The following is a 17,614-nucleotide window of genomic DNA, read 5'->3' on the forward strand; positions in this document are numbered from 1 at the left end:
TCCACTGACGATCGGGGTCCACGGTGCACGGGTGTCCGCTCCTCGCAGGCGAGCCCGGGTTCCGCCCGGGTCCGCCCGATGGCCGTCCACAGGTCAACGCACCCGGCGACGTGCTCGACGTCGTCGGACCGTTGCTGCGCGGCCATGACCGCGAGCGCGGCGTCCTGCTCGCGCTCGACACGCGCCATCGCGTGATCGCGACCCGGCTGGTCTCGATCGGGACCGCCTCGCACACGTTCCTCGCTCCGCGCGAGGTCTACCGGGATGCACTGCTGCTCGGGGCCTCGGCCGTGGTGGTCGCACACAACCACCCGAGTGGGGACGCCACGCCGTCGACCGATGACGAACGCATCACCCGTCGCCTGGCCGAGGCCGGAGCCACCCTCGGCGTCGACCTGCTCGACCACGTGATCGTCGGTGACCCGGCCTGGACGAGCCTTGCGCGGCAGCGGTGCGGCGGGCTGTAGCGCGACGCGTCCTATGCTGTCGCCGACCGACGTCGGAGTGCGAGAGGATCGGCACTGCGGATGCTGCGGGCAGGCACGCTGTTCGGACGTGACCTCGCCGTGGACCTGGGCACCGCCAACACACTGGTCTACGTCCGCGGGCGCGGCATCGTCCTGTCCGAGCCATCGGTCGTCGCCATCAACACGACCACCGGCTCGTTGCTGGCCGTCGGCTCCGAGGCCAAGCGCATGATCGGCCGGACACCGGGCCACATCTCGGCGATCCGCCCACTGAAGGACGGCGTCATCGCCGACTTCGACATGACCGAACAGATGCTGCGCCACTTCATGCACGAGGTGACCGGGCGGCGACCCCCACTGCTGACCCGCCCGCGCGTCGTCGTGTGCGTGCCCAGCGGCGTCACCGGCGTCGAGCAGCGCGCGGTCGAGGAGGCGTCGGTGAGGGCCGGCGCACGCTCGGCGTTCATCATCGAGGAGCCCATGGCAGCGGCGATCGGCGCCGGACTGCCCGTCCACGAACCGACGGGCAACATGATCGTCGACGTCGGTGGCGGCACGACGGAGGTGGCGGTCATCTCCCTCGGCGGGGTCGTGACCAGCATGTCGGTGCGCGTCGCGGGCGACGAGCTCGACGAGGCGATCGTCGCGTACTTCTCGAAGCACCACGCGCTGATGCTCGGCGAGCGCTCGGCGGAGGAGATCAAGCTCACGATCGGCAGCGCGCACCCGCTCGACGAGCCGCTGGAGGCGGAGATCCGCGGGCGGGACCTCGTCAGCGGCCTGCCCACGACGGTGCTCGTGACCGACTCCGAGATCCGCGAGGCGATCTCCGAGCCCATCAGCTCGATCGTCGAGGCCGTGCGCAGCACGCTGGATCGCACACCTCCCGAGCTCGCGGCGGACATCATGGAACGGGGCATCGTGGTGGCCGGCGGCGGGGGACTCCTGCGCGGTCTGGTGGACCGGCTGCACGAGGACACCGGCATGCCGGTGTCGCTCGCCGACGAGCCGCTGGAGGCCGTCGCCAGAGGATCGGGCAGGTGTCTGGAGCAGTTCGAGTCGCTCGAGCGCGTCCTGGTGTCGGCGTCACGGCACTGATGGACACCTCGACAATGATCGTAGGCACTTACACAGCGGCCGTCGGACGCATAGAGTCTGTAAGACGAGTGAAGACTCGGTGACAGACGGTGGTCTGCTCTGCTGGCCCCGGAGGGTCCGGACATCACGAGAGCATTGCAGTGCGGGTGGTAGCGATCCTGGCGGCCTGGGCGGTCGTCGCGGTGCTCGCGACGCTGTTCTTCGCGCTGGGCGGTTCGCTCGGCTACCGTCGAGGGGTCAAGGACACGCTGACGCAGATCCGTGAACGGCGGACCGGCAAGAAGGGCTGCCGGCCCATGCCCGCCAACCACCTGCGGCGGCGCACGAGTGGCCATGCGCGGCCGGGTGCCAAGGCCCGTCGTGCACGGTGGTACCCCGGCCCCGTCGAGCCGGCCCAGGTCGCGCCCGTGCGGTCGCGTCGCACCGACCCCAGGATCACCGTCGCGGTCAGCATGGTGGCCGTCCTCCTGCTGATCGGCGTGCCGGGGACGGCCGTCGGCGCGACGACCGCGCAGCCGGGCGAACCCCTGTGGAGGTTGAAGCTCGGCCTGGAACGCGTGCGGGTGACGCTCGCGTCCGGCGGCGCGCAGGATGCCGACGTCCACACCGACCTGGCGTCGGTGCGCCTGGGTGAGTTGCACGGCCTCGTCGTGCAGGACCTGCCGGTGGATGTCGTGGCCGAGGTCAGCGGTCTGCTGCACGCGCACGTCACGGCGGCCGCCACGGCGCTCGACGAGGTCGCCGACAGCGAGCATCGCATGGCGCTCCAGCGCCGTCTCGAGCTTGTCGCCGACCGGCAGGTCGATGTCATGGACGCGCTGGCGGCCACGAGCGGCTGCACCGGGAACGTCGGTGCGGCGACGGACGGCTGCGCCGAGCTCGAACAGGTGCGTGACTCGACGGTCGCGCTGCGACGCACGACGGACGCGGCCGTCGCGCTCGCCGAGGACGACGGCGCCCCGCCACAGGTCGTCGCGCAGGTCGACCGGGCGGACGCGATCGACAGCGCCTCGGACGCAGGGCCCGACAGCGCCGCGTCGCCCACCGCCGCGATCGCAGCCGCTGACCAGCCGCGTCCGGCCGTCGCTGACGACGCACTGGGCGACGCGGAACGAGACGGGTCTGCCGGTAGCGCCGAGTCCCGCCTATCGGCGCAGGACAGCGCGGCACGAGATGCAGGATCGGGCGTACGCGGCGTCGCGAACGAGCCGCGGCCGACCCCGTCCGCGTCATCCGCACCCTCGGTCGACGGCCCGGCGACGGCCGCGCCGCCGCCGACGCCGACCGATGAGGAGACGCCGCCTGCGACTCCCACGGCCGCGGACGCGGACGACGCCTCCGAGGCGCCGGAAGACGGCGGCGCGCCGCCGCCGGACCCCTCCGCGCCGTCCGCCGGTGACTCGGTGGACATCGCCGAACCTGCCGGGACCGTCGAACCGTAGGCGTCCGCATGTGGGTGCAACTCGCCGGGCGTCGACGCATCCGGGCGCCGTGCGCGTGCACGCACAGTGATTCGGCGGTCACGACGGCGATGTGAGACGAGGAAGCTAGACTCCGAACCAAGCGTTCATCGCGTCGTCACCGACGCTCCGCCACCACGACACACGATGTCTGACAGCACAGCGCCCGGATCGATCTGGCACCGTCTCGAGCCGCTGCTCCCGACGGTGCGCAAGCCTGCCCGCTACGTGGGCGGCGAGGACAACATCGTCGTCAAGGACCATGCGTGCACCGACAGCAGGTGGCTGCTGGTCTATCCCGACGCGTACGAGATCGGCCAGCCGAACCAGGGCATCCAGATCCTCTACGAGGTGCTGAACGAGCGCGGGCGCACGGTCGCCGAGCGCGCGTTCGCGCCGTGGCCCGACATGGAGGCGGTGATGCGGGAGCACGGCCTTCCGCTGTTCAGCCTCGAGAACCACCTGCCGCTGAGGTCGTTCGACGTCGTCGGCTTCAGCCTGGCGGCCGAGGTCGGCTACACCAACCTGCTCAACTGCCTCGATCTGGGTGGGCTGGCGCTGCGGGCAGCGGACCGTGCCGATGACGATCCGTTGGTCATCATCGGAGGCCACGCCGCGTTCAACCCTGAACCACTCGCGCCGTTCGTGGACATCGCCGTCGCGGGAGACGGCGAGGAGTTCGTGCTCGAGCTCGATGAGCTGATCGGGGCGTTGCGGCGTGATGCGGACGGGCGGGTGTCGCGACGTGAGCTGCTGGCTCGCGCGTCCGAGGTCGACGGCGCGTACGCGCCGGCGTCCTACGAGCCGCGCTACACCGACGACGGACGGCTCGCAGGCACGTTCCCCGCCCGCAGCGGTGTGCCCTACCGGGTGCCCAAGCGCACGGTCAGCGATCTCGACAAGTGGCCGTATCCGAGCAAGCAGCTCGTGCCGCTCACCGAGACCGTACACGAGCGCTACGCCGTCGAGATCTTCCGCGGCTGCACGCGGGGCTGCCGCTTCTGCCAGGCCGGGATGATCACGCGGCCGGTCAGGGAGCGCTCCAAGGAGACCGTCAAGGCGATGGTCGCCCACGGGTTGGCCAACACGGGCCTGAACGAGGTCGGGCTGCTGTCGTTGTCGAGTGCGGACCACTCGGAGATCCTCGGGATGTGCGGCGAGCTCGCCGACACCTACGAGGGCACAGCGACGAGCCTGTCGCTGCCGTCGACCCGCGTCGACGCGTTCAACGTCGAGCTCGCCGACGAGTTGATCCGCAACGGGCGGCGCACCGGTCTGACGTTCGCACCCGAGGCCGGCAGCGAGCGCATGCGTCGCGTGATCAACAAGATGGTCACCGAGGCCGACATGCTGCGGACGGCCGAGACGGCGTTCGCCAACGGCTGGCGTCACATCAAGCTGTACTTCATGATCGGCCTGCCCACCGAGCGTGACGAGGACGTGCTCGCCATCGCCGACCTCGGGTTGAAGGTGCTGGCGATCGGGCGCGAGTACGGCCGCCGCAACAAGGTGACGGTCTCCGTCGGCGGATTCGTCCCCAAGCCGCACACGCCGTTCCAGTGGTGCGCGCAGGACCGGCCCGAGGAGCTGCAGCGCAAGCTCGACCTGATCAAGTCGCGTGTCGCCAGCGACCGCAACCTCAACCTGAGGTACCACGATCCCGAGCCCGGTGCCATCGAAGGCCTGCTGGCGCGCGGTGACCGGCGGGTGGCCGACGCCATCGAGCGCGTGTTCGTCCTGGGCGCGCGGTTCGACGGCTGGGACGAGCACTACGACCATGGGCGTTGGCTGCAGGCCTGCGCCGACACCGGCGTCGACCTCGCATGGTATTGCCACCGCGAACGCGGCGAGGACGAGGCCATGGCGTGGGACCACATCGACTCGGGGCTCGAGCGCGACTGGTTGTGGGGGGACCTGCAGGACGCCGTGCGCGAGAAGCCGCTGGACGACTGCCGCTGGATCCCCTGCTACGACTGCGGCGTGTGTCCCGGCCTGGGACTCGAACATCAGAACAACTTCGATGGCGCCGCTGCCGGCGCCGGCACCACCACCGTGCCGGCGGGACGCACGCGCCTGCCTCTCCATGCGGGTCAGAGCTAGATACGCCAAGGACGGCCGGCTCCGGTTCATCTCAGCGATCGATCTGGGCCGCGTCTGGGAGCGCGCGTTGCGCAAGGCCGATCTGCCGATCGGCTACAGCGAGGGGTTCACGCCCCACCCCAAGGTCAGCTTCCCCGACGCCCTCGCGCTGGGCTACGCCTCGATCGGCGAGTACGTGGAGCTGACGTTCGCCGTACCCGTCGATGTCGCCACGACCGTGGCGGCGTTCAACGCCGCTGCGCCCGAGGGCCTGCGCATCGTCGACGCCGCCGCTGTCGCCGATGGCGCGCCGCGGCTCTCGCGGTGGTTGCAGGCGTCACTGTGGGAGCTGCGCTACCCTTCGGCCGACGCCGACGGGCTCGCTGCGGGTGTGCGAGCGCTGACGCGTGCGGAGCGTCTCCCCGTCGACCGGGAACGCAAGGGCACCACCACGCGCCTCGATCTCAAGCCGGCACTGCACCTCGTCGCCGCACACCGACGTGCCGTGCGCGTGGTCCTGCATCACACCGAACCACCGTTCCGTCCAACCGAGGTGCATCAGTCGCTGTGTGCGACCGGTGACCTGCGGGCGCTCGACGCGCCCGCGCTCGTGACACGGATCGCGCAGGGGGCCCCCGAGGGCGATGGACTGCGCGAGGCCCTGGCAGGGCAGGTCCTGCCACTGGTGCCGCACGAGCGCGCCGACCGCGCCGATGCCCTGACCACACTGACATCCAAAGGATTCTGATGACCGACGAGACCAGCACGCGGGCCCGCCGGAGAGTGCGCGTCCGGGGCCGCGGTGCCCAGGCCGATGGCGGCGAGCGCACCCGGCAACGCAGCGGTGGGGCGGACGGCGACGGCGGCGCCGCGTCACCATCCCGCTCCACGTCGGTCCGACGCGTCCGCCGACGGTCCGTTGACACGAGGAATGACGCATCCGACGACGGCGGTTCGGTGTCGTCGGCCAACGACACCGGCGCCCGTACCGCAGGCCACGAGGACGCGCGTGGCGATGCCACCGACAGCGGCGGGACCTCACGGGGCACCAGCGCGAGCAAGGACAGCGACAACGCTGCGAAGGACGGCGGCGGCAACCAGGGCCGCCGACGCGGCCGACGGTCTGGCAACGCTGACGGGGACACCCGTCGTGGGAAGGGTGGCGGCCGCGCGCGGGGGACCGGGCGCGACGGTGTCCCCGACGACGACGGTCGCGCCGGCGCCGCCTCCGGCGGGGGTGGCGTCGACGACGCGTCCGATGGCGACAGCGGTCGCGCCAGCGCGGTCGACGGCGACGGCGGCCGTGAGGACGCCAGCGACTCCAACGGCAGCGCCGGAGCCGCGAGGGACGACAACGGGGGTTCCGACCGCTCACGCAGGCAGCGGGGGCGCAAGGGACGCCGGCGGCCGTCGGGTTCGTCCCCGCGACGGGGCGTGAGCGAGGAGGTCCGGCGGTCGATCACCGAGGGGCCTCCGCGTCGCATGCTCGTGTCGGTCGGGCGTGAGCGGACCGAGGTGGCCGTCCTCGAGGAACGTGACCTGGTCGAGCACTACGTGACGCGCAAGGCCAACGAGAGCTACGTCGGCAACATCTACCTGGGTCGCGTGCAGAACGTCCTGCCCGGCATGGAGGCGGCGTTCGTCGACATCGGCAAGGGCCGCAACGGCGTCCTGTACGCCGGGGAGGTCAACTACGACGACGAGGACGTCGAGTCCAAGGCGCCACGCATCGAGCAGGCGCTCAAACCCGGCCAGACCGTCGTCGTGCAGGTCACCAAGGACCCCATGGGCACAAAGGGCGCCCGCCTGACCCAGCAGCTGTCGCTGGCCGGCCGTTTCTGCGTGCTCGCGATCGAGGACGGCACGGTCGGCATCTCCCGCAAGCTCACCGACAGCGAGCGGGACCGCCTGCGCGAGACGCTGCGGGAGATCAAGCCCGAGGGCTACGGACTGATCGTGCGGACCGCGGCGGCGGGCGCGACCGACGAGCAGCTCGAAGCCGACGTCAAGCGTCTGCTCGAGCGTTGGGGGACCGTGCAGCAGCGCCTCACCGATGCCAAGCCCCTCACTGAGGTCTACCGTGAGCCCGAGCTGGCGATGCGCGTCATCCGCGATGTGTACGGACCCGAGTTCGTCGAGCTCATCTGCGATGACGCGGACCTGGCGGAGCAGATCTCGGACTACCTGAGCGACGTCAGTCCTGAGCTCGCCCCGACGCTGCAGCGCTACACGGGCGACGAACCGCTGTTCACGGCCTACGAGGTGACCAATCAGGTCCGCCGCGCGCTCGAGAAGAAGGTCTGGCTGCCGTCGGGCGGGTACCTGATCATCGAGAAGACCGAGGCCATGTGGGTCATCGACGTCAACACCGGCAAGTTCGTCGGCGACTCGAACCTCGAGGAGACCGTCCTCAAGAACAACCTGGAGGCCGCCGAGGAGATCACCCGCCAGTTGCGGCTACGCGACATGGGCGGGATCATCGTCATCGACTTCGTCGACATGATCGTGCCGGCCAACCGTGACGAAGTGCTCAAGCGGTTCAAGCGTGAGCTCGCGCGCGACAAGACCAAGTCGCGGGTGATGGAGATCTCCAAGCTCGGCCTCGTGCAGATGACGCGCAAGAACGTCAGTCAGGGGCTCACCGAGACGTTCACCAAGACGTGCGACTGCTGCGAAGGGCGGGGCGCGCAGATCGTCGACAAGGCGCTCAAGCGCTGACAGCCCGGTTCTGATGCCGTCGAACGCCCGACAGCATCAGAACACGAACGGGTTCCAGGGCGGGTGGCGGGAGACCAGCAGCACGGCGAGCCGGTCGAGCACGTCGGGCCGATGCGCCTCGATCAGCCCGGCGCGGGCGAGCTCGTACGGCGAGATGCCGCCCAGCGACAGGCTGCCCAGCTCGCGGACGTCGAGCGCCGCGTCCGCGGCCTCGTCGGTGGGCGTGCACTGCAGCGCCCCACCGTCGCCGGCCAGCTTCCACCTACGCGTGTTCCACGGACAGAACGTGTCGGCGACGTCCAGCACCACCGCCGTGTCCGCGGTGGTGCCACGCTGTGACAGCGCGGCGCCCACGTCGACCAGGCGGATGTAGCACGACGTGCCGTCGGTGATCACCAGCCTGTGTCGCTCGGCCAGCCACCACGGCAGCGGATCGTCGACGGGACGCATGTGCGCCTCGAGGTGCTGCACCAGGTCGAGGCCGCACACGTAGCTCCACAGCTGACGCCAGGCGTCGCTGTCGGTGGCCATGCAGCGTTCGACCTGCACGGTGCCATCGGGGCCCGCGTCGCCCCAGCCGCGCCTGATCCGGTAGACGACGAACCCGCGGTCGCCGCACGTCACCACCTGACGCGCCGAGCCACCGCTGCGCACCCCGGGCGGGTCGTGCTCGAGGTACAGCCGCCACTTGTCCTCGGCGAACGACATCATGCCGGGCACGTCGGTGCGCATCCGTTCGTACACGTCGCTCAGCAACGGCGCGGCGTCGGCGACGTCCACCAGCGCGACCCCGGTTGGCACGACGGGCTCGGTGAACCGCCGCCATGGCCCGTCGAGCCGGAACGTCTGGCACCGCGACGCGACGCCGTACCCGAAGCGCCCGTAGATGCCGGCCTCCGACGCGTACAACGCCGCCCACGGTGTCCCCGCGGCGTGCAGGTCGTCGAGCTGGCGCCGCATCAGGGACCGCAGGACGCCCCGCCGCCGGTGGGTGGGAGCCACGCCGACGGAGGTCACGCCGGCGCAGCTCACCGGATCGGCGCCGGGCACGCTCATCGTGTAGTCGAGCACCGTGGTCGTGCCGATGATGCGGTCGCCATCGCGAGCGGCAAGCGAACGCGCGGGATCGTCGAGCTCCATCGCGATGAGGTGCGCGATCTCGTCGTCGTCGAGCGTCTCGCCGAACGACAGCCCGGTGGCGCGCACGAACGCGTCCCGGTCGCCAGCGCCGATCGGGCCGATGGAGTACCGGTCGTCGGACGCGGACATCTGCTACCTCGCGTTGGCGCTGTGGGGCATGGGAGCATACAGTGGTGCCCGCACGTCCGCGCGTGCTCGTCGTGGCGAGCCCGCAGTAACCTCTGGCCGGTGCAGCTCACCCGCGATCGGGACACGATCAACCCGCGTCCGCCCGACGCCCGGACCGCTCGACTCCGACGCGGCGACGGCCGTCCTCGGCCGGGTCCGCCCAGGCACGCAGCAATCCAGGATCACAGGAGCACACCATGCAGGCTGTCATCGCGACCGGCGGTAAGCAATACCGCGTCGCCGTCGGTGACGAGGTCGAGGTCGAGCGGCTGACCGCCGCCGACGACGGCACGGTCACCCTGACGCCGGTCATGGTCGTCGGCGACGACGGCGAGGTCAGCGCCACGCCCGATGCGCTCGACGGTGCGTCGGTCACCGCGACGGTCCTCGAGGACACGCGCGGTCCCAAGCTGACCGTGTTCATGTACCGCAACAAGACCGGCTACCGGCGGAAGACGGGTCATCGTCAGCAGCGGTCGCGCATCCGCATCGACGCGATCGACGTCTAGGAAGGATCGGCCATGGCACACAAGAAGGGCGGCGGCTCCTCGAACAACGGCCGTGACTCCAATCCGAAGATGCTGGGGGTCAAGCGGTACGGCGGCCAGGTCGTGACCGCAGGGTCGATCATCGTCCGTCAGCGCGGCACCAGGATCCACCCCGGCCGCAACGTCGGGCGCGGCAAGGACGATACGCTGTTCGCGCTGGCTGATGGCACGGTGTCGTTCCGCACCTCGGGATCGCGCAAGTACGCCGAGGTCGAGACCGTCTGACCACCCCCGGCGTCACCGATGCGCAGGCGGTGGCGATCAGCGTCGAACCACCGTCGGGTAGCAACGTGCCACCGGGCCGATCGTCGCGCAGGCACGCTGGAGTGAGCCTGCCGCCACACCAAGGGCGACCACCCCGTCCCGGTGTGCTATGCATGGCTGATGTTCGTCGACCAGGTCCGCATCGAGGTGCGTGGTGGTCGCGGTGGCGACGGTGTCACCGCGTTCGCCCGGCAGCCGTTCGAACCGTACGGTCCTCCCAGTGGAGGCGATGGCGGTACGGGCGGCAGCGTGATTGTCATCGCCGACCCCGACGTGGCGACGCTGGTCGACTACCACCACCGACCCCATCGCGCCGCTGACCGCGGGCGGCACGGTGAGGGCGACCGCAGACGCGGGGCCGACGGTGACGACGTGCTGCTCGCGGTGCCGGTCGGGACGGTGGTCACGACCGAGGACGGCGATCTGCTGGGCGATCTCGCCAGGCCGGGTGACCGTGTCGTCGCCGCGCGCGGGGGACGTGGAGGACGCGGCAACGCAGCGCTGCGCACCCGTCAGCGCCGGTCGCCGAAGTTCCACGAGCGTGGCGAGCCCGGCGAACGGCGGTGGGTGCAGCTCGAGCTCAAACTGGTCACCGACGTGGCGCTGGTCGGGTTCCCGAATGCCGGCAAGTCGTCACTGATCGCCCGGCTGTCGGCCGCCCGGCCCAAGATCGCCGACTACCCGTTCACGACGCTGACGCCCAACCTCGGCGTGGTGGTCGGTGACGACATCGACCTCGTCGTCGCCGACGTCCCCGGCCTGATCGCCGGCGCCAGCGACGGCCGCGGGCTCGGCCACCAGTTCCTGCGACACGTCGAACGGGCTCGCGTGCTGGTGCACGTGCTCGACTGCGCGAGCTACGAGCAGCGTGACCCCCGTGACGACCTGCGCACCGTGCTGGCTGAGCTCGATGCGTACGACCGCGACCAGCACGGCGGCCTGCACTTCGCCGACCGTCCGGCGCTGGTGGTCCTGAACAAGGTCGACGCCGATCGCGATACGGCCGAGATCGTGCGTGACGACCTGATCGACGACGGCTGGGAGGTCATCGAGACCAGCGCGGTGACCGGCGAGGGGGTCGACACCCTGCGCTGGCGGCTGGTCGAGCTCGTCGCCGCCTCGCGACGCGTCGATCCCGCGCCGGTGGCCGCCAGCGACGTTCCCGCGCCGGTGCTGCGCCCGATCCAGGCGCCGCCGTCGGTGCGCGTCGACCGTGTCGACGGTGGTTGGCGGGTCGACGCGTCACATGTCGAACGGTGGGTCCGGATGAGCGACCTGGACAACGCCGAGGCGGTGCGATACTTGCAGGAGCGGATGGAGCGTGCGGGCGTCGAGCGGGCGCTCGCGGACGCCGGCGCGCAACCCGGCGACGACGTGCTCATCGCCGATCACGTGTTCACGTTCGAGCCCGCCCCCACACCCGACGATCCGATGCCGGCAGAGGACGACTGATCCGCCGTGGAGCGCTTCTCGCGACCCTCGCTCGTCGTGGTCAAGGTCGGCTCGAACAGCCTGCGGGGTGACGACGGCGGACTCGACGGCGCCTATGTCGTCGACCTCGTCACGCAACTCGCCAAGCTGGTCGGCAGCGGCGTCCGCGTCGTGCTGGTGTCCAGCGGTGCGGTCGCGGCGGGGCTCGGCCCGCTGCGGATGCGCACGCGTCCGCCCGACCTGCCCGGCCTGCAGGCCGCGGCCAGCGTGGGACAGGGCCTGCTGCTGCACCGCTACCAGGCGGCCTTCGCCACCCACGACATGGCGTGCGGGCAGGTGCTCCTGATGGCGGGTGACATGGTCGACCGCCGCCGCTACCTCAACGCGCGCAACACCTTCGAGCGCCTGCTCGACCTCGGCGCCGTGCCCGTGGTCAACGAGAACGACACCGTGGCGACAGAGGAACTGCGCGTCGGCGACAACGACCGCCTGGCTGCGCTGGTCGCCAGCATGCTGGGGGCCGATCTGCTGGTCCTGCTGTCCGACGTCGACGGCCTGTACCCCCTGGATCCGGTGCAGGCGCGCGATGCGGTGCCGCTGGACCGCGTCGACGACCTCGCCGACCTCGACGGCTCGGTCATCGGCCGCAGCAGGTCGGGTGTGGGGACCGGGGGGATGATGACCAAGCTCGACGCGGTCCGCATCGCCACCCTGGGCGCCGCCCACGTCGTGATCGCCAATGCGCGGCGCCCCGACGTCGTCGCCGAGGTCGTCTCGGGTGCCCCGGCCGGCACGTGGTTCCCGGCCCGCGACCGTCCGGAACGACGCAAGCTGTGGATCGCCTTCGCCACGTCACCGCAGGGCTCGCTGGTCGTCGACCACGGCGCGGCCCGCGCGCTCACCGAACGCGGATCGTCCCTGCTGGCGGTCGGCATCACCGATGTCCACGGCAGCTTCGCCCCGGGTGCGGCGGTCAACGTCGTCGGTCCCGACCACCAGCTGATCGCCCGTGGACTGGTCACGTTCGACGCCGCCGACGTGCGTGACATGCTGGGCCGGCCGACGAGCGACCTGCTGCCCGAGCACCGCCGTGCCGTCGTGCACCGCGACTCCCTGGTGGTGCTGGCCTGACGCCGCACCGTCAGGCCCCGCCGCCGCCCGTCGCGTCATCCGCGTCGCCGGCCGGTCGGGACCGCCGCGGACGCAGACGACCCGCGGGCCGCGCGGCGGTCGGCGTCCAGCGCAGGCCCGGCGCGCGGTCCGTGCCTCCGTAGTCGCCGAAGAACGTCAGCACGGCAGCCATGTTGGGTTGCACCAAGTACAGGCCGATGGCGCCGAAGGCGGCACCGGCGAGCAGGATCACCGCCACGATCCCCAACGTTCCGTTCTCACCCGCGACCGCGCCGAGCAGCGCGGTCGCGGCCAGCAGGCCGGTCGCGATGATCACGACGGCCGGCAGGATCCCACCCGGCGCACGGCCCCGTCGTTCGTTCGCGGTCCGCGCCTGGTTCTCGATCACAACGCTCATTCCGGGTCACCTATGGCCGACGGCGTCGCAGGTGGGTGGGCACGTTGTGAGTGGGCGGCCGAGGTCGCGGGCAGACGCTCTCGGGCGGGCGTCAGCCTCTGGTCGGGAACGGCGGGGGAGCACTCGCACGCTCCCAAAGCTGCTGGTCGGCCGCCTGCAGCACCATCTGGCCGAGCATCTGGGGCGAGACCTCGAGCAATCGCCACAGCTCGATCGTGTTGCCCACATCGGTCGTCCAGCGCGCGAGCACCTCGTCATCGTCCCGGTCGAGCTCGATGAACAGCGTGCGCGCGGGGCGCAGCTGCCGGGTCGAGATCTTTGCGATGTACTCCTCACCCGATGACGTCCATCCCGTGCGCACCACGAACTGGTCGGGCGCCGAGGCCTTCAGCTGGTCCACGAGCTTCTGACAGGCCGACGTCAGCGTGGCGTGCCGCTCGTTGCGTTCCTCGGCCAGGGCCGCCTGCCGCTGACGCTCCTGCTCCGCGGCGGCCTGCCGCGCGCGGTCCATCTCCTCCTCGGCCTTCGCGCGTTCGGCGGCGAGCTCGGCGTTGCGGGCCAGCCGGGCCTGCAGGTCCTGCTCGAAGTCGGTCATGGTGGGGCGTTCCTTCCTGGCGGCCTCGCAGGTGTGCACTGATCAATCTTCGCACCGCGCGGTGGACCGTGTCCGCCGGACAGTGGTCCGACACTCGGTACCATGCTGACAGAGCAACAAGGTACGAGCCCAGCAGCATCAAGGAGGCCACGGTGTCCGACGTCCTCGCCCTGTGCGCAGCGGCCAAGGCGGGGGCGCCGACGCTGGCCGCTACCTCGACCGCGCGGCGCGACGCTGTGCTCGCAGCGATGGCCGAGCGGATCGACGCGAGCCACGACGTCGTCCTGTCGGCGAATGCCGCTGACGTGGAGGCCGGTGCGTCGGCTGGCCTGTCGACGGCCATGCAGGACCGTCTGCGCCTCGACGCCGGACGGCTCGAGGGGATCGCCGCCGGTCTGCGCGCGCTGATCGACGCACCGGATCCGCTCGGGCGGGTCGTACGGGGGTTCACGTTGCCCAACGGGCTCGACGTCCGTCAGGTCACCGTTCCGCTGGGCGTGATCGCGATGGTCTACGAGGGGCGCCCGAACGTCACGGTCGACGCCGCCGGACTGGCGATCAAGAGCGGCAACGCGTGCGTGCTGCGGGGCTCGTCATCGGCGATCCGGTCGAACACCGCGTTCGCGGAGCTGCTGCGCGCGGCGCTGACCGAACAGGGCCTGCCGGCCGACCTCATCGGCCTGGTCGCCGACACGAGCCGTGACTCGGTCAAGGAGCTCGGACGCGCCCGCGGGCTCGTCGACCTGCTGATCCCGCGCGGCGGCGCCGGGCTCATCCAGGCGGTCGTCGCCGACTCGCAGGTGCCGGTGATCGAGACGGGCGTCGGCAACTGCCACGTCTACGTCGACCGCGCGGCCGACCTGGACATGGCGACGCGGATCGTGACCAACGCCAAGGCGCAGCGGCCCAGCGTCTGCAACGCCGCCGAGACCCTGCTGGTCCACCGCGACGTCGCCGCGGACTTCCTGCCCACCGTGGCGACCGCACTCGAGGCCGAGGGGGTCGAGCTACGTGGTGACGATGCCACGCGCGCCATCGTGGACGCGCAGCCGGCGACCGACGAGGACTGGGACACCGAGTACCTCGATCTGGTGATGGCGGTGGCGGTCGTCGACGACGTCGACGCGGCCATGGCCCACATCGCCCGGCACGGCACACTGCACACCGAGGCGATCGTCACCCAGGACCGCGCCGCTGCCCGCGCGTTCGTCGCGGGCGTCGACGCCGCGGCGGTGATGGTCAACGCGTCGACGCGGTTCACCGACGGCGGCGAGTTCGGATTCGGCGCCGAGATCGGCATCTCGACGCAGAAGCTGCACGCCCGTGGACCGATGGGGCTCACCGAGCTCGTGACGACCAAGTACGTGGTCGAAGGCGACGGCCAGGTGCGTGCCTAGGCGTCCTGTGGAGCTCCACGAGGGGTCGGGTGCCGTCGGCATCATGGGGGGCAGCTTCGACCCGATCCACCTGGGTCACCTGGTCACCGCCGAGCAGGCGCGTGCCGAGCTGGGTCTCGACGAGGTCGTGTTCATCCCCGCGGGAGATCAGCCGCAGAAGATCCACGCGACGTCGCCCGAGCTGCGCTACCTGATGACCGTGCTGGCGACGGCGGCCAACCCGGCGTTCTCGGTCAGCCGGCTCGAGATCGACCGGGACGGTCCCACATTCACGGTCGACACCCTGCGCCTCATGTGCGAGCGCCGGCCCGACGATCGTCTGTACTTCATCACCGGGGCCGACGCGATCCTGAGCATCCTCACCTGGAAGGACGCGGAGGAGTGCCTCGCGCTCGCGGACTTCGTGGCGGCCACCCGACCCGGCTACGACCTGCGCCGGTTGGACTCCGAAGGACTGCGCCGGCACGTGCGGATCCTGGACGTGCCGGCGCTGGCGATCTCGTCGTCGGACGTTCGGGCGCGGTTCGCCGCGGGGCGGCCCGTGCGCTACCTCATCCCGCTGGAGGTCGAGCAGTTCGCTCGCAAGTACCGGCTATACGACAGCAGCCACGTTCGCGAATAGAGTAGTGGTGCACGACGCCCGAGCACACGGAGAATCAGACCCTGGTCGCCGTCGACACCGACACCTCGAAGTCCCTCGCCCGCAACGCCGCCTCCGCGGCAGAGAACAAGAAGGCCACTGACGTCGTCATCCTCGACGTCGGCGACCTGGTCGGCATCACCGACTTCTTCGTCATCGCCTCGACCAGCAACCCGCGGCAGCTCGACACGGTCGCCGATGAGGTCCACTCCGCGCTCAAGGCGGATGGCCGGGCGCCGCTGCGCAGGGAGGGCGCCACGCCCGACGGCTGGATGGTGCTCGACTACGGTGACGTCGTGGTCCACGTGTTCACCGAGGCGCAGCGCGACTACTACGACCTCGAGCGGCTGTGGGCCGACGCCCCCCGCATCGAGGTCGGTGCGACCGCCTCCTAGACCGGCGCCGCGATGCCCGCCGATCGCATCCTGCTGATACGCCACGCCCAGTCGCAGTGGAACGCGGAAGGCCGCTGGCAGGGTCAGCAGGGACCGGGGCTGTCCGCGCTCGGCCATCGGCAGGCCGAGGCCACCGCGGCGTTCCTGTCCGCTCGGGCGGACGACGTGCGTTCGCTGGTCAGCAGCGACCTGCCCCGGGTGACGGAGACCGCCGCGCCCACCGCGCGGGCGCTGGGGCTCCCGCTCGAGACCGACACCCGCCTGCGTGAGATCGACGTCGGGTGGTGGAGCGGCCTGACCACCCACGAGGTCGTAGCACGCGACGGCGACCGCATGGCCGAGATCCGTGACGGTGCCGACCTGCCGCGTGGAGGTGCTGAGTCGGTCGCAGACCTGCGCGCGCGGGTCGCTCCAGCGGTCGACGAGTTGGCGGCGGCCCACGACGGTGGCACGATCCTCGTCTTCTGCCACGGCGGACCGGTGCGGGCGGTCGTCGGCGCACTCCTCGGGCTCTCGATCGTCGCCGAGCGTGCACTGGCCGGACCGGACAACTGCTCGCGGACCGTCGTGCTCCATCGAGGCGACCACGGGTCACGCCTGCACCGTTACAACGACACCGCGCACCTCGTCGGTGTCGGTGAGGGCTCGCCGACGGCCCGCTACGGTTGACGTGCAGCGACCGCGGCCGAAGGTGAGACCGTGAGCTTCAACGATCGCCTGTGGGACCATGTATGGGAGCGCAACCTGAACGCCGTCGAACGGCATGCGATCGCGATGGCGGTCTGGCGACGGCGACAGCCCGACGACGCGTTCGAGGCCATGGTCGCGCTCGAGCTGGCCCGCAGATGGCGGCGCCACGCCCGCTACCTCGTCGTGCTGTACGGCACGTGGACCTGGTTCTGGGGAGCGCTCGCCGTGCACGACTTTCGTCCCGACGCGGTGCTGAACTCACAGCTCAGCACCTGGTTGGCGGTCGTGGGCATCGTGGTCATCGGCGCGTGCCTGGCCGTCCGCCGGCGTCTGGCGGTGTACCTGCGCGCCCACACCGCGCAGGCGTGACACGAAGCTGGCCGGTCGCCGCGGGCGGCATGCCGTCGGCATGGAGGGTTCACCGTGGATGACAACGGGCCATCCCGTCCACTGGGCTGGTGGCTCAAGGAGGCCGATGCGTGCATCGACGCTGCGTTCGAGAGCGCGCTCGCCGCGACGGGCCTCGATCGACGCCGTTGGCAGCTGCTCGCATCGCTGGCGCAGGGGCCGAGATCGCGGTCCGGTCTCGCAGCGGCGTTGCGCCGGTTCGACGATGTCGCGACCGTCGACGCCATCGTTGACGACCTCGCGGCCGGCGGCCTCGTCGTGGCCCAAGGGTCCGGGATGGTCGAGCTGACCGCCGACGGGCGGGCGGTTCACGCCGATGCGGCCGAACTGGTCGGTGGCGTGCGCGCTCGCGTCGCGGAGTCGCTCGGCCGCGACGGCTACGAGCGGCTTGTGGAACTGCTCGCCCAACTCGTGCACGGTCTGGCGGACGCGCCGCCGCCGACCGCCCCGGTTGCGGACCACGGCCGGCCGACGTGACCATGCACAGGGATGGCTCCGTCGCGTCAGGCGATGTAGGCTGGCCGACGTTCCCGGGGCTATAGCTCAGTTGGTAGAGCGCTTCCATGGCATGGAAGAGGTCAGGGGTTC

Annotated in this window: 19 protein-coding genes; 16 read left to right on the forward strand and 3 right to left on the reverse strand. The window is 71.1% G+C overall.

All coding sequences use genetic code 11. The features are described 5' to 3' along the window. The first annotated feature begins 23 nt into the window (after nt 1–23). The 6 genes from VFZ70_06495 to VFZ70_06520 all read left to right on the forward strand — a co-directional run bounded on the left by VFZ70_06495 (nt 24) and on the right by VFZ70_06520 (nt 7,822). Nucleotides 24–467 (forward strand): JAB domain-containing protein, encoded by a 444-nt coding sequence (locus VFZ70_06495; GenBank protein HEX6255444.1) that lies wholly within the window; start codon nt 24–26, stop codon nt 465–467. Nucleotides 468–527: 60 nt separating this feature from the next. Then, nucleotides 528–1,565: a rod shape-determining protein gene (locus VFZ70_06500; GenBank protein ID HEX6255445.1), complete on the forward strand. Its 1,038-nt coding sequence runs from the start codon at nt 528–530 to the stop codon at nt 1,563–1,565. 146 nt (nt 1,566–1,711) lie between these two features. Beyond that, the gene (locus VFZ70_06505) at nt 1,712–3,007 is read left to right on the forward strand and encodes a hypothetical protein (protein HEX6255446.1); all 1,296 of its coding nucleotides are present in this window, start codon (nt 1,712–1,714) and stop codon (nt 3,005–3,007) included. 165 nt (nt 3,008–3,172) lie between these two features. Beyond that, entirely contained in the window at nt 3,173–5,125 is a 1,953-nt protein-coding gene (locus VFZ70_06510; GenBank protein HEX6255447.1) for a TIGR03960 family B12-binding radical SAM protein, read from the forward strand. Further along, nucleotides 5,109–5,852, forward strand: a complete 744-nt coding sequence (locus tag VFZ70_06515; GenBank protein HEX6255448.1) for a TIGR03936 family radical SAM-associated protein — start codon at nt 5,109–5,111, stop codon at nt 5,850–5,852. The genes VFZ70_06510 and VFZ70_06515 overlap by 17 nt, the downstream gene beginning before the upstream one ends. Beyond that, a complete protein-coding gene (locus VFZ70_06520; GenBank protein HEX6255449.1) occupies nt 5,852–7,822 on the forward strand; it encodes an Rne/Rng family ribonuclease in 1,971 nt (656 codons plus the stop codon). Before VFZ70_06515 ends, VFZ70_06520 begins: the two co-directional genes overlap by 1 nt. 36 nt (nt 7,823–7,858) lie before the next feature. Here the strand turns inward: VFZ70_06520 and VFZ70_06525 are convergent, their stop codons facing one another. After that, nucleotides 7,859–9,091 carry a GNAT family N-acetyltransferase gene (locus VFZ70_06525; GenBank protein ID HEX6255450.1) on the reverse strand — a complete coding sequence of 411 codons (1,233 nt, stop codon included), beginning with the start codon at nt 9,089–9,091 and terminating at the stop codon, nt 7,859–7,861. Nucleotides 9,092–9,327: 236 nt separating this feature from the next. Between VFZ70_06525 and rplU the strand changes: the two genes are divergently transcribed. From rplU to proB, 4 genes are all read left to right on the forward strand, one after another. After that, nucleotides 9,328–9,639, forward strand: a complete 312-nt coding sequence (gene rplU / locus VFZ70_06530) for a 50S ribosomal protein L21 (GenBank protein HEX6255451.1) — start codon at nt 9,328–9,330, stop codon at nt 9,637–9,639. Nucleotides 9,640–9,651: 12 nt separating this feature from the next. Further along, nucleotides 9,652–9,903, forward strand: a complete 252-nt coding sequence (rpmA, locus tag VFZ70_06535; protein HEX6255452.1) for a 50S ribosomal protein L27 — start codon at nt 9,652–9,654, stop codon at nt 9,901–9,903. A gap of 159 nt (nt 9,904–10,062) precedes the next feature. Further along, the gene (gene obgE / locus VFZ70_06540; GenBank protein ID HEX6255453.1) at nt 10,063–11,394 is read left to right on the forward strand and encodes a GTPase ObgE; all 1,332 of its coding nucleotides are present in this window, start codon (nt 10,063–10,065) and stop codon (nt 11,392–11,394) included. A 6-nt stretch (nt 11,395–11,400) separates the two neighbouring features. Then, a complete protein-coding gene (gene proB, locus VFZ70_06545; GenBank protein HEX6255454.1) occupies nt 11,401–12,504 on the forward strand; it encodes a glutamate 5-kinase in 1,104 nt (367 codons plus the stop codon). Nucleotides 12,505–12,514: 10 nt separating this feature from the next. On the opposite strand, the gene VFZ70_06550 is transcribed toward proB, so the two are convergent. Both VFZ70_06550 and VFZ70_06555 read right to left on the reverse strand, forming a co-directional pair. Beyond that, on the reverse strand, nt 12,515–12,901 hold the full coding sequence (locus VFZ70_06550) for a hypothetical protein (GenBank protein ID HEX6255455.1): 387 nt from the start codon (nt 12,899–12,901) through the stop codon (nt 12,515–12,517). A gap of 91 nt (nt 12,902–12,992) precedes the next feature. Then, nucleotides 12,993–13,496 carry a hypothetical protein gene (locus tag VFZ70_06555; protein ID HEX6255456.1) on the reverse strand — a complete coding sequence of 168 codons (504 nt, stop codon included), beginning with the start codon at nt 13,494–13,496 and terminating at the stop codon, nt 12,993–12,995. A gap of 68 nt (nt 13,497–13,564) precedes the next feature. On the opposite strand from VFZ70_06555, the gene VFZ70_06560 reads away from it, so the two are divergent. Genes VFZ70_06560 through VFZ70_06585 form a run of 6 tightly spaced genes read left to right on the forward strand, consistent with a single transcriptional unit; the run spans nt 13,565 to nt 17,503 of the window. Further along, nucleotides 13,565–14,893, forward strand: coding sequence for a glutamate-5-semialdehyde dehydrogenase (locus VFZ70_06560; GenBank protein ID HEX6255457.1), 1,329 nt, complete (start codon nt 13,565–13,567; stop codon nt 14,891–14,893). A 7-nt stretch (nt 14,894–14,900) separates the two neighbouring features. Beyond that, entirely contained in the window at nt 14,901–15,515 is a 615-nt protein-coding gene (nadD, locus tag VFZ70_06565) for a nicotinate-nucleotide adenylyltransferase (GenBank protein ID HEX6255458.1), read from the forward strand. Between the two features lie 41 nt (nt 15,516–15,556). Beyond that, complete coding sequence (rsfS, locus tag VFZ70_06570) at nt 15,557–15,928, forward strand: ribosome silencing factor (GenBank protein HEX6255459.1); 372 nt, start codon at nt 15,557–15,559, stop codon at nt 15,926–15,928. 12 nt (nt 15,929–15,940) lie between these two features. Further along, complete coding sequence (locus VFZ70_06575) at nt 15,941–16,597, forward strand: histidine phosphatase family protein (protein HEX6255460.1); 657 nt, start codon at nt 15,941–15,943, stop codon at nt 16,595–16,597. 30 nt (nt 16,598–16,627) lie between these two features. Beyond that, a complete protein-coding gene (locus VFZ70_06580; GenBank protein HEX6255461.1) occupies nt 16,628–16,987 on the forward strand; it encodes a hypothetical protein in 360 nt (119 codons plus the stop codon). Between the two features lie 54 nt (nt 16,988–17,041). After that, on the forward strand, nt 17,042–17,503 hold the full coding sequence (locus tag VFZ70_06585) for a MarR family winged helix-turn-helix transcriptional regulator (protein ID HEX6255462.1): 462 nt from the start codon (nt 17,042–17,044) through the stop codon (nt 17,501–17,503). Nucleotides 17,504–17,614: the final 111 nt, after the last annotated feature.

This window comes from Euzebyales bacterium (assembly GCA_036374135.1).
Taxonomy (GTDB): Bacteria; Actinomycetota; Nitriliruptoria; order Euzebyales; family JAHELV01; genus JAHELV01.